We start from the raw sequence: 24787 nt of genomic DNA on the forward strand, positions 1-24787 counted from the left end.
CACCCCTTATCCACTGGTGCGTTCGGGTATGCGTCAGTCGCCCATCGCGGCGATGAGGGAGGCCGGGCGCATGTCGGTCCAGGTGCGCTCCACGTAGTCCAGGCAGGCCTGCCGGGTGTCGCGCTCGTGCGCCACCGTCCAGCCCGTGGGCACGTCGACCGCCTCCGGCCACAGCGAGTGCTGGTTCTCCGCGTTCACCAGCACCAGGAACACGCCGTCCTCGTTGTCGAACGGGTTGCTGCTCATCGGGAACACTCCTCAGTCGGTCGGGTACTCGGATCTAGCGGTGGGCGGACAGCTCGCGGCGGCCCCAGGGCAGGTGGGACCAATGCTCGTCGAGGTCGGTCGGGTCGGTGACGGCCTTCGGCGCGGCGGGGGCGATCGCGTCGGCGAGGCCGTTGGCGCGCAACCAGCTCTCGTCGTAGACGCTGTCGAGGTAGCGGTAGCCGTCGTCGGGCATGAGGGCGACGGTGACCGCGTCCGGGTCCTGGGCGGCGTGCCAGCGGGCAGCCAGGAACGACGCGCCGCTGGTGGGGCCCGCGAAGATGCCGTGCGTGGCGTACAGCTCGCGGGTGGCGTGGAAGGCCGCGCCCGCGCCGACCCAGTGCACGTCGTCGTAGGCGGTGTGCCGCACGTTCGCGGCGTGGATGCTGCTGCCGAGACCGCGCAGCAGCCGGGGCCCGTTGCGGTCACCGAAGATCACACTGCCCGGGGTGTCCACACCGGACAGCCGGGTGTCGTGGCCCGCGAGCCGCAGCGCGGTGGCGAGGCCGCCGGTCGACCCGCCCGAGCCCACCGGGCCGACCAGGCGGTCGATCGGGCCGATGGTGTCGGCGAGCAGGTCGGCGACGATGTCGTAGGCGGCCGGGTTGTCCGGGTTGTCGTACTGGCCGGGCACGTAGCTGCCGGGGTTGCGCTCGCTGAGCTCCCGCACCCGCTCCAGCCGGGCGCCCTGGATGCCGCCGGGGGCGTCGAAGTCGTCGACGATCTCCACCCGGGCACCCAGCAGCTCCAGGCGGGTGCGCAGGTTGGCGTCGATGGCCGGGTCGCCGACCACCACCAGCGGGTGCCCGTGGCGGCGGCACACCAGCGCCAGGCCGAGGCCGAAGGTGCCCGAGGACGTCTCGATCACCATGCCGCCGGGCGCGAGCAGGCCGTCGCGGCGGGCGCGGTCGATGATGAACCGCGCGGGCAGCAGCTTCATCAGGGTGAAGGACGCGGCGTAGAAGTTGGTGCCCAGTTCGATGATCCTGGGCAACTCGGTGGCCTCGACGATCGAGGGGAAGGCCTTGGTCTGGGCACTCATGGTCACGGTCATGTCCTCATCCACCCGTCGTGAAGAGCCATACGTCGTCGACACCGATCCCGGCGAGCAGCCGCCTGGCCAGCTCGCAGCGCCGCCGGTGGTCCGGTTGGGCGGCGTCGAACAGCAGGCTGGCGATGTCGCCGCTGTGCGCGGTCTGCAGGCCGACCGCCCCCGTGCGCCGGACCAGCGCGGTGATCCGGTCGAAGCCGGGCACCGGGAGGTGCCGTTGGTTGATCTCGGCGCTGGCCGTGGCGACCGCGCCGAGCCCGGCGGCGTCTCCCGCGGCCAGCGCCGCGCGCAACTGGGCCCGCAGTTCGCGGAAGCGGGCGATCTCCCAGGGGCCGTAGTCGGCGGGCCGCAGCGCGAGGGTGTCCACTCCGGACCCGGTGCTGCTGGTGCCGAAGCCCACCGCGGCCAGGCGGGGCAACCGGCGGCCGAAGTCCTCCAGCACGATCCCCTCCCGCTGGGCGAACAGGACGGTGTTGTCGCCGAACATCAGCGAGTCCGACGCGGTCTCCGCGCGCACCGCCAGCTGCGCCACCAGCCAGTCGGGCAGCGCGCAGTCGAAGGCGTCCGCGACCGCGCGGATGGCGGCCAGCACGTCGCTGGTGGACGAACCGAACCCGCGCGAGGCGGGCACCTCGCCCCGCAGGTCCAGGTAGCCGCCGGTGCACGGCCAGCCGAGCACCGCCAACGTCTCCTCCGCCGCCCGCCGCGCCTTGACCTTGTCGGCCTGGCGCACCACGACCGAGGGCAGGTTCACCGGGGTGTAGGTGGCCCGGGTGCGGTAGAGGTCGCAGGGCATCGTCAGCAGACCGCGGTGCAGCCTGCCGTCCGCGTCCTCGAACATCCCCTGCAGGATCTCGCCGTGGTGGGTGCTCGCCGTCGCGACGCCCGTGCGGGCCGGTGGCGGTTCGACCACCCCGATCGCCGACTCGCCCGCGGCGGTCGGGTACCACTTCTCGCTCATCGTCATGTCCGCTCCGCAGCCCGTCTCGTCGCGCGGTCAGCTGGGTCTTCTCGTTCCCCTGGAAGGAAAACTAGCCATTCCCGGGTGTCGTCCCGGGCACCAGCGCGGGCAGCACGTCGGCAGTTGCCGGGGTGCCGGGCAGCCACAGGTCGGCGGCGTCGAGCGCGCCGGTGGTGTACTTGCCCAGCGCGCTCGCCAGCAGCCGCATCTCCAGCGCCAGCGCCGCCACCAGCCGCACGAGCCCGTGGTCGGGGTCCTCGTCCACCGCGACCAGCGCCGCGCGGCCGAGGCCGACCGCCCTGGCACCCAGCGCCAGGCACTTCACCGCCCGGGTGCCCTCCCACATCCGGCCGCTGGCCAGCAGGCAGCCGCCCGGGGAACCGATGCGCCGCAGGCACTCGGCGAGCGGCAGGCCGACGGTGTCCAGGAACGCCGTGGGCGCCCAGCCGCTGCCGCCCTCGGCGCCGTCCACGGTCACCGCGTCCGCGCCCGCCGCCCAGGCCACCGCCGCGGCAGCGGCGACGTCGCGAGCACCGGGCAGCTTCACCCACACCCTGGCGCGCGGGAAGTTGTTGCGCATCAGGCGGATCTGCTGCCGCAGGATCTCGTCGGTGAACGTCCCCGGACTGCTGGAGCGCAGCACGCGGTCGTCGGCGAAGATCGCGTCGATGGCGAACTGGTCACCGACCCGACGTGCCGCCTGCGCGCCGAGCACGGTCATCCCGCCGAGCCCGGGTTTGGCGCCCTGGCCGACTTTCAGCTCGAACGCGAGCCTGCCCTCGGCCAGCAGCGGCGCCACGGCGGGGTCGCTGTAGACCAGGTTCCACACCTCGGCGTCGGCGTCCTCGGTGCTCTGCTGCACCACCACGCCACCGACGTCGTCGGGTACGCGCTCCAGGTAGGCGCGCACCCTGGCCATCAGCATCGCCCCCGCGTCGGCGGCGCCCCGGCCGTACCCGTTGACCGGCACCACGTTCTCGCCGATGACCATCGGGATGCCCAGCTCGCCTGCCTGCCTGGCCGCTGCCACGCCGAGTCCGGTGCTGCCGAGCTGGGTGGAGCCGAATGCCGAGAGGTAGAGCGGGAGGGTGGCGGTGAACCCGCCCACCGAGGTTCGTGTGTCCACATCGGAGTACAGCGGTTCCCGGCCCAGCTCGATGAGCTTCTCCAGCCTGCGCGGCACGAACACCGGCGGGACCAACCTCGTCCGGTCCAGTTCGTCCGCGGTGGACCACCCGGGTGACTGCCCGTACACCTGCTCGCCGTAGCCCGCCAGCGCCGGGAACACCGCGGCGGCACCGGAGCGGGCCCGGTCCCGGATCGCGGCCTCCGGCAGGCCCTCCGCCCGGACGGTCATGGCGCCACCAGACCGGGGACCTTGGGGTAGGCGTTGACCTGCCACACCGAGTCGAGTCCGGTGAGGAACCGGGTGAGCCGCTCCAGGCCCATCCCGAACCCGGCGCTGGCCGGGATGCCGTCGCGGACCATGTCCAGGTACCACCTGTACTTCGCCGGGTTCTCCCCGGTCTCCCGCATCCGGGTGACGATCGTGGCGTAGTCGGACTCGCGCTCGCTGCCGCTCACCAGCTCCCCGTACCCGCCGGGCACGATGAGGTCGAAGTTGCGCAGCGTGCCGGGCGACTCGGGGTTCTCGCGGTCGTAGAACCCGCGCGAGCCCTTCGGGTAGTCGGTGACGAAGAACGGCCTGCGCGCCTTGTGCGAGAGCAGTTCCTCACCCTCCCACTCGATCTCGGCGTCGGTGCTCTGCGGGTACTGCAGGTCGTGCAGCGCGGCGACGGCCTCGGCGTGGGTGAGCACGTCGAACGGCTCGCGCAGCAGCTCGGCGAACACCACCGGGTCGCGGCCGAGCGCGGCGAGGTCGTCGCCCGCGGTGCGCAGCACGTGCCGCACGACGTGCACCAGCAGCCGCTCGGCCAGCCTGCGCGCGTCGGCCCGGGTGCCGCCGGAGATCTCGACGTCGATCTGGTGGAACTCCGCGAGGTGGCGGCGGGTGTTGCAGGTCTCGACCGGCTCGGCGCGCACGTTGGGGGCGATGAAGAACAGCTTGTCGAAGGCGAGCAGGGAGGCCTGCTTGTAGAGGATGCCGCTGGTCATCAGCTTGTAGCGGTGGCCGTAGTAGTCGACGTCGAGCTGCTTGGAGCCGCGCACCCCCGGGTCGGTGACCGGGCCGATCACCGGCGGCAGCAGCTCGATGAACCCGTCGCCTGCGAGGAAGGACCTGGCCGCGGTGAGCACCTGCTGCTGCACGCGCAGCGCGGCGCGGGTCACCGGCGACGCCAGGTGCTCCGGCGGCGACGGCGGCAGGTAGGTGCTGGTGGGACCCGGTGTCGTGATGGTCATCTGTGCTCCCAGGACGGGTCGGTCGGCCGCGCCCGCGGTGGCGGGCAGGCCGTCGAAACGGCGTTGCGTGTGCGAGAGCGCGGCCAGCAGGCCCGCGGAGGTCGGTCCCCGGCCCGCGGCGGCGGGCCTGGCGCGGAAGGGCAGCGACCCGGTGGCGGCCCAGCGCAGCCGCCCGGTCGGGTCGATCTCGCTGGTGGCCCGGCCCGCGTTGTCCGGGTGCAGGCAGTAGGGGACGTCGAGGTAGCCGAGGCGGAAGGCCGCGGGCAGCGCCTCGGCGACGGTGTGGGCCAGGCCGAGCACGGCCGTGACGATGGCGCGGGCCTCGGTGTGCACGGTGGTGTCGGCGGCGTCGGGTTCGTCGTCGGCCCAGCGGGTGGCGGCGGCGACCTCGGCGGCGAGGGTGAGCGCGTCGACGTTCTCGGCGATGGTGGGGATCCGCCTGGCCTCCGCGGCGGTCTTGACGATCAGCCGGGCCGCCCCGGAGCGCACCGCCAGCCGGGCACTGCTCTCCAGCAGCGCCGCCGCGCCGTGCGGGGTGGTCGGGTAGAGGCCCATGTAGGTGTAGACGACGACGTGCCAGTCCACCCCGGGCAGCAGGTCGGCGGCGAGCCTGCGCAGGGCGTGCACGGCTTCCTCGTCCTGCTCGGCGTCGACCTGCTGGGCGTAGCTCAACGAGACGCTGCGCAGTCCGTGCTGGACGAAGAACAGTCCTTCGAGGACACTGAGGGCGACGAGCATGCTGGGCGGGCAGAGCTGGCCGAGCATGCACCCGCCGAAGGTCTCCACGTGCGCGTTCGGCGCGGTGGCGAGGATGTCGGCCGTGTGCGACCAGTTCCGGACGGCGTCGGTGAGCGGCATCCTGCTGTAGGGCAGGCAGTACGAGACCGGCCCGCCCTCGGTGGCGTCGAGCCCGGCGGCCAGGGAGGCGCGCACGATGTCCTGCGGGCGTGCCGATCCGTGGCGCACCTGCACCGGGAAACCGGCGTCGCGGATGCCGTCGAGGACGGTCGCGGTCCGCTCGGGCCCGTAGGAGACGATGGGGTATCCGTTGAGGGGTATGCCTTCGGCGAGCGCGTGGTCGGCGGCGGCGATGTCGTTGACGCGGGTGTAGCTGTCGAGGGTCAGGGTGCCGACCGTGGTGGCGGGGACGCGTTTGGTGGCCAGGAGTCCGGCGCGCATGGTCGCGGTGTCGCTGAAGCCCATCCTCGGCTGCACCACCAGCCGCCCCGCCGCCCGCGCCCTGGCCACGAACCCGCCGAACCCCGCGGTCACGACGCCACCCCGACCCGCAGCCGGGCGAGGTCGTCGGCGAAGGCGGCCAGCTCGGTCTCCTCGTAGACGCGGTCGAACCCGGCCGCGACGAGCTGGTCGCGGCGCCGCGCGGCCGCCGCGCCGTGGATGCCGAGCTTGCCGCCGATCACCAGCCTGGTACCCGCCAGCTCCCGGCGGGCCCGCAGCCGGGGCGCCACCCGGACGGCGTCGGCGTACCCGTGCCCGTTGACGGTGCTGATCACCACCAGCCGCGGCCCGGTCCGCGCGCACTCGGCGACCAGCAGGTCGTCCGGGACGCACGGGCCCAGGTTGAGCACCGGGTGGCCCAGCTCCCGCACGAGCAACTGGAGGTAGACCAGGTTCCACGTGTGCGAGTCCGAGGAGGTGCCGCTGATCACGACCGGCTCCCCCGAAGGTGAGGACATCATCATCCACGCTCACAAGAGTCGTTGTCCGGCTTGGGTTCCCGGGGTTTCCGGTCCTGAAGAGAACGGTATGGCCCGGAGGTGGCGCCGAGCGGCAGTTAGCGCGGCAGCCGCAGGGCGTCTGCGTGCGTGGTGCGCGACACCGCGACACCGACTGCCGCGAGCGCCGCCTCGGCCCGCGCCGCGGCGGTCGGGGTCGCGCTCCCGGTGGTGATCACGTGGCCGACCCGGTCCTGGAACGACCCGGTCGGCTCCCCCAGCCGCGCGCCGACCGCGGTCGTGACCTTCGCGGCCGCCACCCCGGGCAGGGCGGCGGCCTCGCTCAGCCCGGTGACGGCGCTGACGACGCCCGGGCCGCGGGCGAGCACGAACCTGATCGCCGCCGCACCGGGGCCGCCGACCGCCGGGGGTGGCGGTTGCCCGCAGGCGTGCGCCACACAGGCGTCGACCAGGTCGAGCCCGGTCGCGGCCGCCACGACGGCGGGGATCATGCCGCCCGCAAGCCGCGGGTTGACCTCGATGAGCACCGGTCCGGCCGGGGTGAGGCGCAGTTCGGTGTGCGCCGCGCCCCAGCCGACACCGAGGGCTTCGAGGGCCTTGCGGGTGGTGTCGACCAGGTCGTCGCGTTCGGAGTCGCGCACCCGGGCGGGGAAGTCGTGCCCGGTCTCCACGAAGTACGGGGGCACACCGAGGTGCTTGCCGGTGACACCCGCGACCGTGTCGCCCACGGTCTCCACGGAGAACTCCCGGCCGCGCGCGAACCGCTCCACCAGCACCACCGGCTCACGCGGGGCGCCCCGCTCATCGGTCGTGTTGGCCAGCAGCAACCCGACCGCCCGCGCGACCTCGTCCTCGTCGGCGCACAGCCTGACCCCCAGCGACCCCGACCCGGTGGCAGGCTTGACCACGACCGGAAACCCCAACTCCCGCGCCGCGAGCACCCCGTCGACCGCGTCGGTGGTGATGACCCGGAACCCGGGCACCGCGATCCCGGCCTTCGCCAGGGTCCGCCGCTGCCACGCCTTGTCCCGGCACAACCGCACCGCCACCGGATCCGGCCCCGGCAACCCCAGCCTCGCGGCCACCTCGGCGGCGGTGGCGATGAAGTACTCGGAACTGGAGGTGACACCCGCGACCCGCGACAACGTCCGGCACGTGGCCAGGACTGCCTCGATGTCACCGGTGTCGACCACAAGCCTGTCGATGGCGTCCTCGTCGAGGTACGGGTAGCGCCCTGGGGAGCAGGTGAGCACGACCGGCCGCAGGCCTCTTGCCCTCGCCCTGGCGCAGAACACCTGCCCGGACCCGGTGGTGTTGCTCTCGACCAACACAAACCAGTCACTCATCGGGCACCGCCCGCGAGCGCGGCGACGGCGGCGGCGAGATGGGATTCCGCGGCCAGGAGGGTGGTGCGGTGGGTGCGGCAGAGGGTGGCGCGGGCGGCAGCTGACGTTGTCGCCGTGGTGAAGATGGAGTCGAAGGCGCCGGGTCCGCCGCCGTGGGAGGTCGTGGCTACTACGGCGGGCAGGGCGGTTGGGGGAAGGCCGAGAGCTCCCAGGTCGGTGGTGCCCGCGGCGATCGCGTCGCGGACAGCGGCCCCCACGGTGTGGTGGGCGGCGCGGAACGGGGTGCCGAACAGCACCAGGCGGTTCGCTGCTGTGGTGGCCATGGTGAAGCCCTGCTCGGCGCGCTCGGTCATCCGGGTCGCGACGGGGGTGGCGCCGCCCACCAGGACCTGGCTCAGCAGCACCGCGTCGGCCACCGCCGCCAGACCCGGACGAGCCGCGGCCACGGCCTCGGTGCCGACCTCGATGGTGTTGGTGAACGGGGTCGACTTGGTCATCGCCGCCGCGGCGGTCCACGCGCCGATCGCGGCGCCCGCCTTGGCCTTGACGTGCTCCAGCAGGAAGGCGTTGCGCTTCTGCGGCATCGCCGAGCTGCCGCCGACCAGCCGGTCGGGGAAGGCGACCAGGCCGAACTCGGCGCTGCTCCACAGTTGCAGGTCGGTGCCGAGTCTGCTCAGCGTGATCCCCAGCCCGGCCACCGCGGCCAGCACCCGCAGCAGGACGTCACGGCTGGCGACCGCGTCCACCGCGTGCCCCGGACCGGCGGCGAACCCGAGCAGGCGCGCGGTGAGCGCGGGGTCCAACGGCAGGTCGGTGCCCGCCACCGCGCACGCGCCCATCGGGCACCGGGACAAGCCCTCGGCAGCAGCCAACACCGCGTCGATGTCCCGGCCCAGCGCCACGGCGACGCCCAGCAGGTAGTGCCCGTAGGTGATCGGCATCGCGGCCTGGAAGTGCGTGTAGACCGGCATGACGACGCCCCGGTAGGCCCGCGCCCGGCCCAGCAGCACCGCCTCCAGTCGCAGCGCCTCGGTGAGGAAGTCGGCGAGCCAGGCGCGCAGACCCAGGATCGTCGTCGTCGCCTTGAGGTCGTTGCGGGACCGACCGGTGTGCAGCTTGCCGCCGATGTCCTCACCGAGGCGGGCGGCGAGTTGGTTCTCGTACATCAGGTACGCCCCGCGCGGGGCGGGCAACCCGTGCAGGGACGCGAAGTCCTCGGCGCGCAGCGACCGGATCTCCCGCAGCAGCGCCCCGGCGGTGTCGGCGTCGAGCAGGCCCTGACGGGCGAGCATGACCACGTGCGCCAGGTCGACGGTGGAGATCAGGCGCAGTTCCCCGGTCAGCTCCGCCGGGGTGGTCCCGAAGATCATCGCGGCGGTGCGGGCGCGCAGGCCCGTCGAGAGCCTGCCGGTGTCGAGCGTGGCGGTCACATCGCCTCCTTGGCGGTCAGGCGCGGGGCGCGGTGCAGCGCGGTCACCAGGCCCAGCACGGTGAACCGGGTCCGGTCGGTGTCGTCGGCGCAGCGCACCAGGCCGCGCACGAGCAGGGCGCGCACCAGCGGCGCGCACACCCCGGCGCGCAGCCCGCTGGCCCGCACGGCGTCGGTCATCGACCAGCCCCCGCGCAGCCCGACGAGCCGGGACAGCAGCGCGGCCACCGGCGGGTCGAGCGTGGCGACCGCGCGGCGCAGGTGCGTGTCGAGGTGCTCGCCCGCGATGTCGAACGGGTCGTCGGCCAGTTCCTCGGCCAGCTCAGCCAGGGGGTAGACCGTCAGCGCGGACGCGGCGGCCTCCAGCGCCGAGGGGATGCCGTCGAGCGCGCGGCACAGGGCGACCACGCCCGTCGCGGTGTGGGTGGACCCTGGCTGTAATCGGGCCAGGTGCGACAGCAGCAACCGGACGGACGGCACGGAGCCAGGGTCGGCGTCGGCCGCCGGAACGGCCAACGGTCCCAGGGGGAACACCCGCTCCCCCGCCAACCCCCACGGGACGCGGGTGGTGAGCACGATCCGCAGGCCGGGGCAGCGCTGGAGCAGCACGGGCAGCGCCTCGCGGTCGACGTCGTCGCGGTCGTACCCGTCGAGGACGAGCACCGCTGCGGCGTCACCGACCAGCTCGGCCAGGTGCGCGGCGGCCACGTCGGCCCCACGAGCCGAACCCGGCGACCCGAGCGCGGCGCGGACCAGCGCGGCCAGCGTGTCCGGCGCGGGCTCGGCGGCCGCGTCGCTCCACAGGACCGGCAGGTCACCGAGCGCGCCCGCCACCTCCAGCACCGCCCGCGACTTGCCCACGCCGGGCAGGCCGACCACGGTGACCAGCCGCTGACTGCCCGACCGGGCCAGCTCGGTCAGCACGGCGACCTCGGCGTCGCGGCCCACGACGGCGTCCAACGGCGCGGGCGGCGGGGCGGCGGTCAGGTCGTGGGCCGGGGTCGCCCAGCCGGGGGCGGCCGAGGCGGTCTCGAACTCCACCCGCTCCCGCCCGGTGAGCCCGAGGCCGTCGGCGAGCAGCCGCACGGTGTCGCGGCGCGGCCGGTGCGCCTTGCCGAGCTCCAGGTCGCGGATGGCCCGGACGCTCACCGTGGACAACCCGGCCAACTGGTGCTGGGTGGCGGCCCTGCGGATGCGGTGGATTCTGAGCAATTCGCCGAAATCCCGACGCGTGTGCGGTATGCGCATTTCACTTCCCATCACGTTCTCCCACGCCGAACGAGGTCGCGGCGTCCCGTGTCTCCAGCATCGGCACGCGCTTATCGCCCGGTTATCACGCGACCACGCGGCGCGCCCGGCACCGGCCGCGCGGGCGATAACCCCGCGATGCCGGGCGTTCCTACCGTTGGCACAGACGGTCGGACAGCGAATACCGACCCAGGGAAAAGGGGAATCAGATGACCCGCACCGCGACCACCGCCACCACCGCGATCACCGGCACCGCCCCCAGCGCCGCCGCGGCCACCCTCGGCGACACCCCCTGGGGCGGCTGAGCTCAGCCGGTCAGCCTGGCCAGCTCCTTGCGGATCTCGGCCGCGCCGCTCAGGTCCATCGTCCGCTCCCGCAGCGCCAACGCCTCGGTGAGCACGGCGACCGCCTCGTCGGTCCGCCCCAGCAACGCCTCGACCGTCCCCAGCCGGTGCAGCACCCGGCCCTCGCCGACCACGTCCCCGGTGGACCGCACGGCGACCAGCAGTTCGGCCAACTCGGCAGCGGCCTGCCGGAACTGGCCCTGCGCCACCAGCAACCCGCTCAACCGGAACCGCACCTGCACCTGCACGCGCCTGCTGCCGACCCGGCCGCAGATCTCCAGCGCGGCCATCAGGTTCGTCTCGGCGGCGGCCAACTGCTCGGCGTCGAGGTCGAGCTGCGCGATCTGGCACAGCACGTGCGCCTGCCCCACCGGGTCACCGGCGGTGCGGAACTGGGCCAACGCCACCCGGTAGCCCATCAGCGCCGGGTCGAGGTCGCCCCGCAGGTGGTCGACCAGGGCCAGGTTGCGGCGGGCCATCGCCTGGCCGTGGACGTCGCCGAGGTCGGTGAACTCCACCAGCACCGGCTCCAGCAGCTCCTGGGCCGCCGAGAGCCTGCCGCGGCTCAGGTGCAGCGACGCCAGCGAGCACCGCAGCACCGCCAGCGCGCGCCGGTTGCCCGCCGCCTCGGCCACCTCCAGCGCGCGCAGGTGCGTGTGCTCCCAGTCCTCGAAGTAGCACCCGGACTCGAACAGGGTCACCAACGTGATCGCCAGCTCGCAGCAGATCTCGTCCAGCCCGGCCGCGGCCGTCAGCTCGACCGCGGCGCACAGCGTGGCACGCTCGGATTCCAGCCACGCCAACGGATCCGCGCGCACGCGGTCGAGGTACTCCGCCCCCGGCACCCAGCGCGGTTCGACGCCGCGCAGGATCGCGTAGTCGCCGCCGTAGATGCGCCGGTGCGCCTCGCCCGCGAGGGTGAGCCAGCCGTCGGCGACCCGGCTCACCGACCGGCGGCGCTCCCCCGGGGTCTCGGCGGCCTCCAGGCGTTCCCTGGCGAAGAGCCGGATGAGGTTGTGGAAGCGGTAGCGCAGCCCGGACGCGTCCTCGGTCTCCTCCAGCATCTGCTCGTCCACCAGCAGTTCCAGCAGGTCCGCGGTGCGCTCGGAGTCGTCGTCGAGCAGCGCGTCCGCCACCCACACCGGCACGCTCGGCACGTCGAGCACGCTCAGCCGCCGCACCAGCCTGCGGGCGTCCGGGGGCAGGCTGTCGTAGCTCAGCGCGACGCTCGCGCGCACGGCCAGGTCGCCGTGCGCCAGTTCGTCGAGCCTGCGGTGCTCGTCGACCAGCCTGCGCACCATCCACGCCAGGGACCGACCGGGGCGCGCGGCCAGCCGGGCGGCGAGGATGCGCAGGGCCAACGGGAGTCCACTGGCCACCTCGATCAGCTCGGCGGCGGCGACCGGCTCGGCGTCGACCCGCTCCTGGCCGACGACCGTGGTCAGCAGCCGGTGGGCCTGGGTGTGGTCCATCACCTCCACGTCGACCAGCCTGGCGCCCGCGAGTCCGGTGAGCCGCGCGCGGCTGGTGATCAGCACGACGCAGCCGCTGGTGCCCGGCAACAGGTTCTGCACCTGGGTCTCGGCCGCGGCGTCGTCGAGCAGCACGACCATCCGGCGGCGGGCCAGCAGGCTGCGGTACATCTCGGCGCGCTCGGCCAGGACGTCCGGCACCGAGGACCCGGGCACGCCCAACGCGCGCAGGAACCGGCCGAGCGCCTCCGCGGCGCTGACCGCGCGGGCCCGGGTGCCGCCGAGGTCGCAGTAGAGCTGGCCGTCGGGGAAGTCGTCCGACGACAACCGGTGCGCCACGTGGACGGCGAGCGCGGTCTTGCCGATGCCCGGTTTGCCGAGCAGCACGACCACCCGGGTCGCCACCCGGCCCGCGCCTTCGAGCAGCAGGTTCTCGGTGCGGGCCACCAGGTCGGCGCGCCCGGCGAAGTCGGCGATGTCGCCGGGCAATTGCAGCGGTACCTCGGTCGGTCCCGCCGGTGGCGGCGTGGCCGGGCCGGTTCTGTCCTGAGTGGACACCAATTGGGCCGGGCCGCGGGGCGGGGTGACGCGCAGGGAGTCGTCGTCGGCGAGGATCGCCCGCTCCAGCCTGCGCAGCTCGTCGCCCGGTTCGAGGCCGAACTGCTCCACCAGCAGCTCGCGGCCCTCGCGGTAGACCCGCAGCGCCTCGCTCTGCCGCCCGGCGCGGTGCAGGGCGAGCATCAGCTGGCCGCGGGCCCGTTCCCGCAGGGGGTGCTCGTTGAGCAGGGTGGCGATCTCGCCGACGAGCTGGTGGTGGCGGCCCAGGCGCAGCTCCAGGTCGAAGCGCGACTCGACGGCGTTGAGCCTGCTCTCGTCGAGCTGGCCCGCGCGGACCTGCAGGATGCGGCTGGGGATCCCGGACAGCGCCGGGCCGCGCCACAGCGCGTCGGCGGCCCGCAGCAGGGTGGCGGCCTCCGCCCAGCGCACCGCGGCGGTCAGCGTCGTCGCCTCGGAGACCATGGCGGCGAAGCGGTGCCCGTCGATGGCGTCCTCGTCGACGCGCAGCAGGTACCCCGGCGGGCGGGTGACGATGGCGGCCCCGCTCGCGGCCTCGGCCAGCTTGGCGCGCAACGACGACACGCAGATCTGCACCTGGGTGCGCGCGGTCGCGGGCGGGTCCTCGTACCACACGGTGTCGACCAGTTGCGCGATGCTGACGACCCGGTTGGGCTCCAGCAGCAGCGCGCCGAGCACGACCTGCTGCCGCCCGGGCGCCACCCTGAGCCTGGTGCTCGCCCCGGTGCCGACCTCGAGCGGACCCAGGATCCGGTAGTCCGGCGCCGCGGCGGGCACCCCCTCGCTCGGGCTCACTCGCTTCCCCCCGTGGACGGCGGCGTCGGTTTCACTGTAAGGGAGTTGCCCGCCGCTAGGCCATCACCTGATAACCGCCGCCCGGTCCGATTCAGGGCGAATAGGAAATGATATCAACCCGCGCCCGGTCCCCCATGCTCCGAGCGAGTGACTGCTCTTCCGGACAATCGCCGCCCCTTGGTCCATTCGGCCGCCCCGAGCTGACCGGACGCCTGCCCCTCTCGTCCCCATTTGCCGGAACTCGGCGCCCTGGAATTGCACCGCGGGCGGCCCGGTTGTCGGAAAGCCCCACGGCGACCGGTGTCGATCTCGTAGGTTCGGGCGGTCCGTTCCGGATCGCGGTGAGGTGGCCTGGGTGTACCGACGTCTGGTCGTGGTGGCGATCGTCCTGGTCGCGGTGGTGGGCGGGGTGGCGTTGTGGGCTTGGCCGGACGACCCGCCTCAGGCGTGTGACGGCGATCCTCAGCAGTCTCTGCTGTCCGGGCTCTTCTCGGTGTCCGACGGCAGCTACCGGCTGGAACGGCGGACGGACCCGGTCGCCGCGGGTGAGGTCGACCCGGAGCGGGAGGTCGCGTCACTGCGGCTGGCGGGCGGCGTGGCGCGGGTCGACCACGGCCGGATCTGGCTCAGCGGCCCGGTGGTGGGCACCGAACCGGGCGACTGGCGCACGTCGGGCCTGGGCGCGGACACCCCGGCCGCCCTCGCGCTGGACACCGTGGAGCAGACGCGTTCCCTGCTCAACCGAGCCGAGTCCGTGACACACACCGCCTGCACGTTCACCGGCCGCGTCGACTCCGGAGCGTTCACCGCCACCATCGACGAACCCACCGGCGACCTCATGGAGCTCACGGCACCCACCCTGTCCGTGCGGCTGAGCCGCAACCGGGTCACCGTGCCGGGCGCCCCCTCCCCCAGCGAGGTCCCCGAGAACGACCTGCTCACCGGCCGCTGGCAACTGGACGACTCCTTCACCCTCACCGTCACCGAGGTCGGCCCCGCGTACTCGATCTCCCTGCACGCGGCCACCCACGAGCGCTGCCGCGCCCGAACCCAACCCCAAGCCCCCACAGCCACGATCAACTGCCCCGATTCCAGTGGAACCCCCACCCACCTAACCCTCACCGCCACCCCGGGCGACGCGATCGCCATCACCGGAGACCCCACCTACACCGGCACCTACTACCAAGTCCGCGCATCGTGGTAGCGGTCTTGGTCCACACAGGACTCGTTGGGCGCCGGGTTCTCAGGCCAGCAGATACACGGCAGCACTGCCGCCGGGTTTGCGGACGCCCCAATCGACCCGGGTGGCGGCCGCGCGGGACCGAGCAGGCCCAGACGCCACCACGGGGCTTCAGCAGGCTGTAGGTGGTCGCGGTACCCCGGGCGCACACCCCGAACTGACTGATCACCCCACCGGAGCTGAACTCACCAGGCCGCGTGGGCCCCGCCTCCAGCCTCCGACCTCGCCCCAGAACCCCACCCTCGAATGCGCCCTCAACGGCACCGCCCACGACCACCCGCCGGGATCCTGGGGCGGGGGTGGCCCTGGTCAGGCGGCGGGGACCTGCGGGACTCGTCCTGGTCGGGCACCGGAGGTCCGCTGCCGCCGAGTCCGATCGGGCATCGGGGATCGGAGCGGCCGATTCCGCTTGGGCGCCGGGGATCGGAGCGACTGATTCGGATCGGGCGTCGGGACACGTACCGGAGTCGATCTCGATCGGGCGGCGGGATTCCGGAGTTGGGCCGATTCTGATCGAGCGGGGAGATCCTGAGGCGCGGGCGATCCTGATCGGTTGGCGCGTGCCGAAGCGGGGGCGATCCCGGGTGTGCAGTGCGGTTCTGAAGCGGATCTCGATCGGGCGATGGGTCGCGGTTCTGCCTGTCAGGTCTGGGTGGACGCGCGGCGGGCGGCGATCGGGTCGGTCCTGTGCGGAGTCACGGCGCGGGGGGCTATTCGCGGACTCGGTTGAGGAAGCCCGCGAGGTTGGTGGTGGTGCGGTCGATCTTCTCGGCCAGGGTCAGGGTCTCGTGGACGCGGCCGCCGGGTTCGAGGGGTTTCTTGCCGCGCAGGTAGAGGGAGCAGGCCAGGTCGGTGCAGATGTAGGTGCCGACCGAGCTGGTGGACTCGCGGGGTTTGCGGGCGGTCATCAGGGAGACGCCGGTGCCGGGGTGGGTGGTGAGGCAGAGGGAGCACATGCCGCGGCGGACCTGGGTGGACTGCGGGGCGACGCGCAGGGCGACGCCGACGAGGCCGTCGGGGGTCTCGGCGACCAGGTAGGCGCGTTCGCGGGCGGCGGGGTCGCGCCAGCCGAGGAAGTCGAGGTGGGGCCAGGGGCGGTCGGCCAGGTCGCGGGGGACGGCCAGGCGTTTGGCCTCGCCCTTGGTGCAGTTGACCAGGCAGGCTCGGATGGCGGTCTCGGATACCGGCAACATAGGCACTATCCTAGTATCCCTAGGCAAGTGAATAACCGGCATAGGAGAGCGCGTGGCACGGGCCGGGGTGACGGTCGAGCGGCTGGCGGTGGCGGCGGCCGAGTTGGCGGACGAGGTCGGCTTCGAGAAGGTGACCGTCGCCATGCTCGCCCGGCGGTTCGGGGTCCGCGACGCGAGCCTGTACTCGCACGTCAGGAACGCCCACGACCTGCGGGTCCGGGTCGCGCTGCTGGCGTTGGCCGAGCTCGCCGACCACGTCGCCACCGCGTTGGCGGGCCGCGCGGGCAAGGACGCCCTGGTCGCCTTCGCCAACGCCCACCGCGACTACGCCCTGCGCCACCCCGGCCGCTACGCCGCCGCCCAATTCGACCTCGACGACGACACCATCGCCACCAGCGCCGCCATCCGGCACTCGGAGATGACCCGCGCCCTCCTGCGCGGCTACCACCTCCCCGAACCCGCCCAGACCGACGCCATCCGCCTGCTCCACAGCACCTTCCACGGCTACGTCACCCTGGAGTCGACCGGCCGCTTCCGCCACACCGCCCGCACCCCGGACGCCTCGTGGTCCGCGACCCTGGACGCCCTCGACGCACTGCTCACGCACTGGCCGCACGCCAACCAGCCGACATAGCCGGCTCTTGCGGTCACGCGGGGACCGACAGCGCGAACCAGCCAGCGCAGGAAGGGCCCTGATTCCGCGACCCGGACGCCCTACTGACGAAGGCCCACGCACCCGCAGACATGGCCGGCTCCGCACGCTAGCCAGCCGACAGGGCCGACTCGCGGCGGTCGCGGACGAGTGACAGTGCGAGCCAGACCAGGGTGGCGCCGCAGATGACGTGGAGTGAACTCGTCACCAAGGTGTCCGGCAGGGGTGCCGCCAATGCCAGCGCGGGCAGGGCGCCGATGTAGACCAGCGACGGGATTCGGGGGAAGACGCGGGCGCGGACCATGGCGATGCCGAACAGGATCGAGCCGGCGGTGAAGACCAAGGCGCTGCCCAGTAGGGCGACCTTGGGTGTGCCTTGCAGCAGCTCCTTCGCCGTTGCTTCCGGGAGGTAGAAGATGCCCATGTTGAGCATGAAGGCGGCGCCGCCGAAGAGGCCGAGGCCGAGGAGGTTGGCGACAGCGGCGACAGCGCCGAAAGGGCCGCTGGCGTCAGACTGGCGCAGGTGTAGGACGACGAGTAGGGGTACGGCGAGTGCGGGTGAGAGGCCGAGCAGGAAGCTGGTGGCCGCGGTCTCGCCGGTGACGGTCTCGACGGCCGCGGGGAGGGCGATCAGCGCGCCCGCGGCGAGGCCGCAGTAGGTGCCGAGCCGGGTCAGGGTGGGGTTCATGGCAGGAGTTCTCCTCGCTCAGTGGTCGAACCGAGGCTAGGAACGGGCACCGGCAGGCCGGAAGTGCCTGCGGGCACGCCCGGGTCACGACTCCCCCGGCCGGACGTCATGTGCCCTGTGGACAACCGGCGCGGCGGCGTACGCTCGGCTCGTGACTGAGCGGACGGCGCCCTGGGTGACCAGCGCGGTGTACGGGATCGTGCTGGCGGCCGGGTTGTACTACGCGGCAGCCGGTCTCGGCGATGTCCCTCCACTGAGGACAGCCGGGTTCGGCGTTTGCCTGGTCGCGCTGTTCGCGGTCGAGCGGCTGGCCGCGCGCCTGGACCGCGGCCGTCGCACGGCGGTGGCGTTCCTGGTGCTGCGGTTGGCGCTGTTCGCGTGCGCGGCGGCGTTGGACGGGTCCGGGTTGTCGCGGGCGCTGTTCGTGCTGGTGCCGTTCCTGGCGTACCTGAGCCTGGGGCGGTTGGTCGGGCTGGTGTCCGGCGGGGTGTGCCTCGCGGTGCTGGTCGCGGGTTTCGCGGTGTGGGTCCCCGGTTGGTACCGGGACGCGGTCTACGTGTCCGACCTGTTGATGTTCGGCATGGGGGTCGTGCTCGCGGTCGCGATGGCCGACGCGGTGCTGCGGGAGCGGGCCGCGGCGGCGCGGGTGGGCGAGCTGTCGGCGGCCACCGAGCGCAACCGGGTGGCCAGGGACATCCACGACAGCCTCGGCCACCACTTGACCGCGATCTCGGTGCAACTGGAGAAGGCGGCGGCGTTCCGCGAGCACGACGCCGGGACGGCCGATCGCGCGGTCGCCGACGCCCGCCGGTCGGCCCGGTTGGCGTTGGCCGACGTGCGGGCCTCGGTGGGGGCGTTGCGCACGCCGGTGTCCCTGACCGCGGCCCTGTCCGAACTGGTCGACGGCACCACCCCCGAGGTGACCCTGCGGGTCGACGGCGTCGAGCGCCCGATCGGCCAGGCGGCGGTCACCACGCTGTACCGGGCCGCGCAGGAAGCACTGACCAACGCCCGCAGGCACAGCGCGGCCACCCGGGTAGCGGTCACGGTGGCGTTCACCGCGCGGGAGGTGGGTCTCACCGTCCGTGACAACGGCGGCGGGTTCGACCTGCCGGCGCAGACCGAGGGGTTCGGCCTGATCGGATTGCGCGAGCGGGCGGCGCTGATCGGTGCCGAGGTACGGGTGGACAGCGCGCCGGGGGCGGGCACCACCGTGTCGCTGCGGGTCTCGGCGTGAGTATCCGGGTGCTGGTGGTCGACGACCAGCAGTTGATCCGCGAGGGCATTGCCTCGCTGCTGGGTCTGCAGGCCGACATCGAGGTCGTGGGTACCGCGGCGGACGGCAAGGAGGCCATCGACCGGGCCATCGCGCTGGCGCCGGACCTGGTGCTGATGGACGTGCGGATGCCCGAGTTGGACGGGGTGGCCGCGGTGGCGGTGCTGCGGACCAGGGCACCGGCCTGCCGGGTCGTCATGCTCACCACGTTCGACGACGAGGAGTACGTGGTGCAGGCGCTGCGCGCGGGTGCGACCGGGTACCTGCTCAAGGACCTGCCCGCGACCGAGCTGGCCGCCGCGGTCCGGTTGGCCAACGCGGGCGTCACCCAGCTCGACGCCGCGGCCGCCAGGCACGTCACCGCGGCCCTGCGCGCGGCACCCTCCTCCCCCGCCGACGCCCTGACCGCCCGGGAGACCGAGGTGCTCCGCCTGATCGCGGGCGGTGCCACGAACCGCGAGATCGCCGCCCGCCTCTACCTGAGCGAGGGCACGGTCAAGAACCACATCTCCCGCATCCTCAACCGACTCGGCCTGCGCGACCGCACCCAAGCCGCCCTCTACGCCCGCGACCACAACCTGCTCTAAACGGACTCACAGCCGCTCGTACGCGAGCCCAACCCCGAGCAGCACGCCCTCGGCGTACGGGCCGCCGATGAGCTGCATGCCGATCGGCAACCCATCGCTGTCGTGTCCTACTGGGACGTTCAGTGCGGGCAGCCCGGTGATGTTGGCCGGAGGCGAGAGCCGGGCGTACGCATGGGGGACGGATTCGGTGGTCCCATCCGGCCAGATCACTTCTTTCTGTCCGACAGGGACCGCCGTCAGCGCCGAGCTGGGAGCGGCGACAACGTCCACAGTGTCCAGAAGGCGCAGCCATTCCTGTCGCATGAGGGTGCGGGCGCGCTGTGCCCGCAGGTAGTCCTCCGCCGTCAGCACCTCCCCTGCCAGGAGAAGCGCTCGGACGTCCTCTGTGTACAGATCCGGGACCGTGCGCAGTGTCCGCTCGTGGTAGGCCGACGCCTCCGACATCATCAGGCCCCATTGGGTCGCCTGGATGTAGCGGGCCATCGGGACCTCGACCTCGACGAGCCGCGCGCCGAGTGACTCCAGCCGCGCGATGGCCGCGCGGACAGCGGAGTCGACCTCCGGGTTGACGTGCTCGAAGTAGAAGTTGCGCGGCACCCCGACTCGCAGGCCGACGATCTCAGCGCTGGGCGCGTACTCGCGGCCGGTCAACGCGGCCAGCACGAGCGCGGCGTCGGCCACCGTGCGGGTGATCGGGCCGACGTGGTCCAGCGACCACGACAGCGGCACCACCCCGTCCCTGGGCACGAGTTCGTGGGTCGGCTTCAACCCGACCACACCGTTGAGCGCCGCGGATACCCGGATCGACCCGCCTGTATCGGTGCCTAACGCGAACGTCGCCGTACCCGACGCCACCGCGACCGCCGAACCACCGCTGGAACCGCCCGCGACACGTCCCGGGTCGACCGCGTTCACCGTCTGCGGCGTGATGAGCCCGTACGCGAACTCGTGCGTGTGCGTCTTCCCCACAAGCGCCCCACCCGCAGCGGCCAACCGCGAGGCGACCGCGCTGTCGGTGTCGGCCCGATGCCCCGCCCGGACCCGGGAACTGGCGGTCGTGGGCAACCCGGCCACGTCCAGCAGGTCCTTCAACGCGTACGGGACCCCGTGCAACGGCCCGCGAAGCGCCCCAGCCGCGATCTCGCCCTCGGCCCGCACTGCCGCCGCGCGCGCCCGGTCAGCGGTCACCAGGGCGTAAGCGCCGAGACCGGAGTCGACTTCCGCGACGCGCTCCAGCACCGAGTCGATCAGCTCGACCGGGGACAGTTCGCGGTCGCCGATGGCGTGGGCGGCGGCGGTGAGGGTCAGCTCATACGGCCGCATCGGGCACCTCCGCGCGATACGGCTCGGTGTCGCCGAGGTCCAGCTCGCGCAGCACGGAGACCACGTCCTGGATGTGCCGGGCGAGATCGGCGAACGGCGGAAGGCCCGCACGCGCGGCCGGGTCCGGCACGGAATCGGACATGCACCCTCCAGCCCCCGCGGGTCACCTTGATCGAACCGTACGGCCCGGCATTCCCGGGGGCAACCGACCACTCATGAACGCCCGGTCTGCCCGGCGGCGTGCCGGGCCAACCCCGTCGCCACGGCGAGCATGTAGCGGCGCAGGTAGCGCTGCGTGAACCAGCGCATCCCCCAGCGCGCTGAGAACGTGCCGTGCCAGCGGATCCGGGTTCCGCCGCCGGGGAGTTCGCTCAGGTCGACGGCGGCCCGGTAGTCGGTCAGCTGCGGGTTCTCCAAGCCCTCGTAGGCGAACCGGCGTTCCGGCTCCAGTGCGGTGACGCGCTCCTTGGTGACGACCTTGCCGGTGCGGAACACCCAGATCGCGCCGACTCCCCCATCCGGCGACGACTGGTCGAGCGCCGCGGTGTCGACCCGTGACCAGGTCGGCCAGGTCAGCGGGTCGCGCAGCAGCGCCCACACGGCGGCGGGGGACGCGGCGGAATCGGCGGTGACGTCGTAGGACTGCGGTCCGGGCGTCGTGCGGTCGGCGGGCATGCGTGCACGCTAGGGCGGCGGCGGTCCTGGTCCAATGCCCTGGATTGCGGTGTAGCGGTCAGGAATTGCGGTACGCGGACGGGCGCGCGCCGACGTGCCGCAGGAACGCCGTCGAGAGGGCGCCGGGGCTCGCGAAGCCGCACCGGGTCGCGATCTGGGCGATCGCCAGGTCGGTGTCGCGCAGCAGCCCCTTCGCGCGCTCGATCCGCAGCCGGGTCAGGAACCGGTGCGGTGTCTCCCCCGTCGCCGCCTTGAACACGCGGACCAGGTGGTAGACCGACAGGTGCACCTCGCCCGCGATGTCGGCGAGGGTGATCGGGTCGGCCAGCCGCTCGCGCATGATGTCGACGGCGGTGCGCACGCGGGCGTCCTCCCGCGCCGGGGTCCGCTCCGCCGGGAGGCCGCCGTGGCGGGTGAGCAGGTGCGTGGTCAGGAAGGCGGCGGCGGACTCGGCGTACAGGTCACTCGTCGACGCCCGGGAACCGACCCCACCGACCGCGCGGATGGTCGCCTCGACCAGCGGGTCGGTCGTGACCCGGGACAGGGCCTCGAAGTCCACCCGGCCGCCCAGCCGCGCCGCCACCGAGTCGACGGTGTCGCGCGGGATGTGCACCTGGATGCTCCGCATCGCCGCGTCGCCCCGGTACCGGCGGACGGTGGCCTGCCCCGGGACGCCCACCTGCAACCGACCCGGCACCCACGGGTGGCGGGTCGCCCGACCACCCGCGCTCGTCTCCATCTCCGCCAGCCCGGACACCGGCAGCACCAGGTGCAGGTCCACCGCGGCGGGCAGCACCATCTCCTCGACGACCGCGACGTGTTCGAACCGCTGCACCAGCAACGACCGCAGGCCCGCGTCCGCCCAGCTGCAGAACGTGCGCCGGACGAACCGGTCCATGTCGAACCCGGCGTAGGGCCGCAGGTCGAACCGGGTCGAGTCGAACACCATGCCCCCAGGCTACCCGACTACCTCGACTGTCCACTTGAGACAGTCCACAGCGGCCGGAGGCGCACCGGGCTGGAGTGTGACAAGATCCGGGGGTGCGACCACGGGGTGCGACCATGGGGCGGGTGCTGGTGATCGGGCTCGATCCGGCCAGGTCGCGGGGGTGGGACCCGCGACCGATCCAGGCGGCCGTCGCGCGGGGGCAGGCGCGGTTCGCGGAGTTGGGGATCGAGTCGGACCTGTGCCTGGTGGCGGTGGACGACGACCCGGAGAAGGCGATCATCACCGCGCTCAGGGCCGAGGACTACGCGTGCGTGGTGGTCGGGGGCGGGATCCGCCGGGACGAGGGGCTGCTGGAGCTCTTCGAGGTCGTGATCAACCTCGTGCACCGGTACGCGCCGCGCGCGGCTGTCGCGTTCAACCGGGGGCCGGGCGACAGCGCGGACGCGGCGGCCCGGTGGTTGGGGTCAGACCGGTTTGGTGGCGGAGAGGATGGCCTGGACGGGGAGGGCGTAGCGGGGTAGGTCGGCGGGGTCCTTGGCGAGGGTCTGGGTGACGGTGAAGCCGGACTCCTCCAGCCACGCGCGGTAGACCGAGAGCTTCTGGGGGCCGCCGTAGCCCATCGAGCAGCCGAGGAAGAAGCTGGGGAAGAAGTCGATGGTGTAGTTGTCGGTGTCGTGCACGTCCTCCGGGTAGATCGGCACCAGGATGTGCACCTGGCCGCCGGGCTCCAGCGCGTCGCGGACGCCGGAGAGGATCCGCAGGACGTCGTCCTTGTCCCACATGTCGATGAAGTGCTTGACCAGCACCACGTCGAACCCGCCGGGGATGGACACGAACACGTCGCCGCCGATGAACGAGCAGTGCTCCTGCACGCCGTGCTCGCGGAAGTTGCGCAGGCAGTCCTCCTCCCGCTCGGGCAGGTCGAAGGTCGTCACGGTCAGCCCGGGCGACGCCTTGTGCCGGTAGGTGTGGATCGCGCCGAGGCCGGTGTTGCCCGCCAGGTCCAGCACCCGCGAGCCCGCCGGGACGTCGATGTTGGCGAAGAACCACGGGTCGATGCGGGCGGTGGTCGCGTTCATCACCCGCGACCACGGGTCGCCGATGTCCTTGTGCGTGGCGGCGGCCTCGTAGAGGGTGCCCTCGAACCCGTAGAACTCGCTCAGGCCCACGAGGGTGCCGCTGCGCACGCTCTCGGTGAGGTGGAACAATTGCCGCAGCGTGACGACCTTGATGAAGTGCATGAAGTCGACCACCCCGGCCAGTTCCGCCTCGGGCACGTCGGCGAGCGCGTCGAGGCGGTATCCGCCCGAAGTCTCGTCGTGCGCGACGAAGCCCTCCTTCACCGGCAGGAACAGCATCTGCTCGATGGCCGCGGCCTTGGCCCCGACCGCGGCGCCCAACTCGGCCGCGGTCAGCCCGGGTCGGGCCCGCAGTTCGTCGACGATGCCCAACTCGAAGCAGGACAACAGGTTCATGAACCGCGCGGGCCCCACCATGTATTCCCGGAAACGCGCGAGCGTGGCTTCCGCGGTCATGTGCTGATCCCTCCGCTATCGGTGAGTGAGATGGTCACGCGGTCTTCGTCGCGCTGAGGATCCCCTGCAACGGCAGGGCGTCCGGCGGCAGTTCGGCCGGGTGCTGGGCGAGGGTGTTGGTGATGGTGAACCCGCGTTCCCGCATCCAGGACCGGAAGGTGGACAGCTTCTGCGGGCCGCCCCGCCCGGTGGCGCAGCCGAGGAAGAAGCTCGGGTAGTAGTCGACGGTGCAGGAGTCCTTGATGTCCTCGGAGTAGATGGGCACCAGGACGTGCACCTGGCCGCCGGGCTCGAGCGCGTCCCGGACGCCGTCGAGGATGGCGAACACCTCGTCCTTGTCGAACATGTTGAGGAAGTGCTTGATCAGCACGACGTCGAAGCCGGTGGGCACCGAGACGAACACGTCGCCGCCGATGAACGAGCACTGGTCGGCCACCCCCTGCTCGCGGAAGTTGCGCAGGCACGCCTCTTCCCGGCCGGGCAGGTCGAAGGTGGTCACCCGCAGCCCGGGCGACGGCTTCATCTTGACGGTGTGGATCGCGCCGAGGCCGGTGTTGCCCGCCAGGTCCAGCACCCGCGAGCCCGCCGGGATGTCGACGTTGTCGAAGAACCAGGGGTCGATCCGCGCGGTCACGGAGTCCATCAGCCGCCCCCAGGACGCCCGCAGGTCGGCGTGCACGGTCATCGCCTCGTAGAGGTCGCCGTCGAACCCGTAGAGCTCGCGCAGGCCGACCGGCTTGCCCTCGCGGACGCTCTCGGTGAGGTAGAACAACTGCCGCAGGGTGGTGACCTTGATCTTGTCCATGAACTCCAGCGGCCTGCGCAGGTCGAGTTCGTCCACCTCGGCGAGCGCGTCGAGCGCGTACCCGCCGGTGGTGCCGTCGCGCGCGACGAACCCCTCTTTCACCAGCAGGAACAGCATCTGCTCGACCGCCGCCGCTTTCGCCCCGACCGCCGCGCCCAATTCCTCGGCCGTGCTGCCGGGTTTCGCGCGTAGGTGGTCGACGATGCCCAATTCGAAACAGGACAGCAGGTTCATGAATCGCGCGGGCCCTACCATGTATTCCCGGAAACGCGCGAGCGTGGCTTCCGCGGTCATCTGCTGATCCCCTCCGAGTCCGTCCG

Annotated in this window: 23 protein-coding genes; 5 read left to right on the forward strand and 18 right to left on the reverse strand. The window is 72.8% G+C overall.

Features of this window, described 5'->3' with window-relative positions; translation table 11 throughout:
* Positions 1-33: 33 nt before the first annotated feature.
* The 10 genes from BMY07_RS04415 to BMY07_RS04460 all read right to left on the reverse strand — a co-directional run bounded on the left by BMY07_RS04415 (position 34) and on the right by BMY07_RS04460 (position 13544).
* Positions 34-246, reverse strand: a complete 213-nt coding sequence (locus tag BMY07_RS04415) for an MbtH family protein (RefSeq protein WP_092775145.1) — start codon at positions 244-246, stop codon at positions 34-36.
* A gap of 34 nt (positions 247-280) precedes the next feature.
* The gene (locus BMY07_RS04420) at positions 281-1318 is read right to left on the reverse strand and encodes a PLP-dependent cysteine synthase family protein (RefSeq protein WP_092775146.1); all 1038 of its coding nucleotides are present in this window, start codon (positions 1316-1318) and stop codon (positions 281-283) included.
* Positions 1319-1322: 4 nt separating this feature from the next.
* Positions 1323-2276 (reverse strand): GHMP family kinase ATP-binding protein, encoded by a 954-nt coding sequence (locus BMY07_RS04425; protein WP_092775441.1) that lies wholly within the window; start codon positions 2274-2276, stop codon positions 1323-1325.
* A gap of 70 nt (positions 2277-2346) precedes the next feature.
* A complete protein-coding gene (locus tag BMY07_RS04430; protein ID WP_092775147.1) occupies positions 2347-3633 on the reverse strand; it encodes a glutamate synthase-related protein in 1287 nt (428 codons plus the stop codon).
* Complete coding sequence (locus BMY07_RS36030) at positions 3630-5909, reverse strand: amino acid--tRNA ligase-related protein (protein WP_092775148.1); 2280 nt, start codon at positions 5907-5909, stop codon at positions 3630-3632. Before BMY07_RS36030 ends, BMY07_RS04430 begins: the two co-directional genes overlap by 4 nt.
* Positions 5906-6307, reverse strand: coding sequence for a cobalamin B12-binding domain-containing protein (locus tag BMY07_RS04440; RefSeq protein ID WP_245782198.1), 402 nt, complete (start codon positions 6305-6307; stop codon positions 5906-5908). The genes BMY07_RS36030 and BMY07_RS04440 overlap by 4 nt, the downstream gene beginning before the upstream one ends.
* A gap of 125 nt (positions 6308-6432) precedes the next feature.
* Entirely contained in the window at positions 6433-7680 is a 1248-nt protein-coding gene (locus BMY07_RS04445) for an ATP-grasp domain-containing protein (protein ID WP_092775150.1), read from the reverse strand.
* Positions 7677-9110: a lyase family protein gene (locus tag BMY07_RS04450; protein ID WP_092775151.1), complete on the reverse strand. Its 1434-nt coding sequence runs from the start codon at positions 9108-9110 to the stop codon at positions 7677-7679. The genes BMY07_RS04445 and BMY07_RS04450 overlap by 4 nt, the downstream gene beginning before the upstream one ends.
* Positions 9107-10321, reverse strand: coding sequence for a helix-turn-helix domain-containing protein (locus tag BMY07_RS04455; protein WP_245782199.1), 1215 nt, complete (start codon positions 10319-10321; stop codon positions 9107-9109). Before BMY07_RS04455 ends, BMY07_RS04450 begins: the two co-directional genes overlap by 4 nt.
* Before the next feature lie 343 nt (positions 10322-10664).
* Positions 10665-13544: an AfsR/SARP family transcriptional regulator gene (locus tag BMY07_RS04460; protein ID WP_245782200.1), complete on the reverse strand. Its 2880-nt coding sequence runs from the start codon at positions 13542-13544 to the stop codon at positions 10665-10667.
* A gap of 355 nt (positions 13545-13899) precedes the next feature.
* Here BMY07_RS04460 and BMY07_RS04465 point away from each other — a divergent pair, with 355 nt between their 5' ends.
* Positions 13900-14748 carry a hypothetical protein gene (locus BMY07_RS04465; RefSeq protein WP_143073346.1) on the forward strand — a complete coding sequence of 283 codons (849 nt, stop codon included), beginning with the start codon at positions 13900-13902 and terminating at the stop codon, positions 14746-14748.
* 746 nt (positions 14749-15494) lie between these two features.
* Here BMY07_RS04465 and BMY07_RS04470 read toward each other — a convergent pair.
* The gene (locus tag BMY07_RS04470) at positions 15495-15977 is read right to left on the reverse strand and encodes an FBP domain-containing protein (RefSeq protein ID WP_092775154.1); all 483 of its coding nucleotides are present in this window, start codon (positions 15975-15977) and stop codon (positions 15495-15497) included.
* 52 nt (positions 15978-16029) lie between these two features.
* Between BMY07_RS04470 and BMY07_RS04475 the strand changes: the two genes are divergently transcribed.
* Positions 16030-16611, forward strand: a complete 582-nt coding sequence (locus BMY07_RS04475) for a TetR/AcrR family transcriptional regulator (RefSeq protein WP_092775155.1) — start codon at positions 16030-16032, stop codon at positions 16609-16611.
* A 127-nt stretch (positions 16612-16738) separates the two neighbouring features.
* On the opposite strand, the gene BMY07_RS04480 is transcribed toward BMY07_RS04475, so the two are convergent.
* Positions 16739-17317 (reverse strand): hypothetical protein, encoded by a 579-nt coding sequence (locus BMY07_RS04480; RefSeq protein ID WP_092775156.1) that lies wholly within the window; start codon positions 17315-17317, stop codon positions 16739-16741.
* A 151-nt stretch (positions 17318-17468) separates the two neighbouring features.
* On the opposite strand from BMY07_RS04480, the gene BMY07_RS04485 reads away from it, so the two are divergent.
* Both BMY07_RS04485 and BMY07_RS04490 read left to right on the forward strand, forming a co-directional pair.
* Positions 17469-18554 carry a sensor histidine kinase gene (locus BMY07_RS04485; RefSeq protein ID WP_092775157.1) on the forward strand — a complete coding sequence of 362 codons (1086 nt, stop codon included), beginning with the start codon at positions 17469-17471 and terminating at the stop codon, positions 18552-18554.
* A complete protein-coding gene (locus tag BMY07_RS04490) occupies positions 18551-19180 on the forward strand; it encodes a response regulator (protein WP_092775158.1) in 630 nt (209 codons plus the stop codon). The genes BMY07_RS04485 and BMY07_RS04490 overlap by 4 nt, the downstream gene beginning before the upstream one ends.
* A gap of 6 nt (positions 19181-19186) precedes the next feature.
* Here BMY07_RS04490 and BMY07_RS04495 read toward each other — a convergent pair whose 3' ends face one another.
* The 4 genes from BMY07_RS04495 to BMY07_RS04505 all read right to left on the reverse strand — a co-directional run bounded on the left by BMY07_RS04495 (position 19187) and on the right by BMY07_RS04505 (position 22127).
* Positions 19187-20503, reverse strand: coding sequence for an amidase (locus BMY07_RS04495; RefSeq protein WP_092775159.1), 1317 nt, complete (start codon positions 20501-20503; stop codon positions 19187-19189).
* Positions 20490-20645, reverse strand: coding sequence for a hypothetical protein (locus BMY07_RS34120; protein ID WP_177215437.1), 156 nt, complete (start codon positions 20643-20645; stop codon positions 20490-20492). The genes BMY07_RS04495 and BMY07_RS34120 overlap by 14 nt, the downstream gene beginning before the upstream one ends.
* A gap of 71 nt (positions 20646-20716) precedes the next feature.
* On the reverse strand, positions 20717-21178 hold the full coding sequence (locus BMY07_RS04500; RefSeq protein WP_092775160.1) for an SRPBCC family protein: 462 nt from the start codon (positions 21176-21178) through the stop codon (positions 20717-20719).
* Positions 21179-21236: 58 nt separating this feature from the next.
* Positions 21237-22127, reverse strand: coding sequence for a helix-turn-helix domain-containing protein (locus BMY07_RS04505; protein WP_092775161.1), 891 nt, complete (start codon positions 22125-22127; stop codon positions 21237-21239).
* Positions 22128-22240: 113 nt separating this feature from the next.
* On the opposite strand from BMY07_RS04505, the gene BMY07_RS04510 reads away from it, so the two are divergent.
* A complete protein-coding gene (locus BMY07_RS04510) occupies positions 22241-22648 on the forward strand; it encodes a hypothetical protein (protein ID WP_092775162.1) in 408 nt (135 codons plus the stop codon).
* Here BMY07_RS04510 and BMY07_RS04515 read toward each other — a convergent pair.
* Entirely contained in the window at positions 22592-23662 is a 1071-nt protein-coding gene (locus tag BMY07_RS04515; protein WP_218150591.1) for a methyltransferase, read from the reverse strand. The two genes, BMY07_RS04510 and BMY07_RS04515, sit on opposite strands and share 57 nt — an antisense overlap.
* Positions 23663-23696: 34 nt before the next feature.
* The gene (locus tag BMY07_RS04520; protein ID WP_245782201.1) at positions 23697-24761 is read right to left on the reverse strand and encodes a methyltransferase; all 1065 of its coding nucleotides are present in this window, start codon (positions 24759-24761) and stop codon (positions 23697-23699) included.
* Positions 24762-24787: the final 26 nt, after the last annotated feature.

This window comes from Actinokineospora terrae, from assembly GCF_900111175.1.
In the GTDB taxonomy this organism is placed as follows: Bacteria; Actinomycetota; Actinomycetes; order Mycobacteriales; family Pseudonocardiaceae; genus Actinokineospora; species Actinokineospora terrae.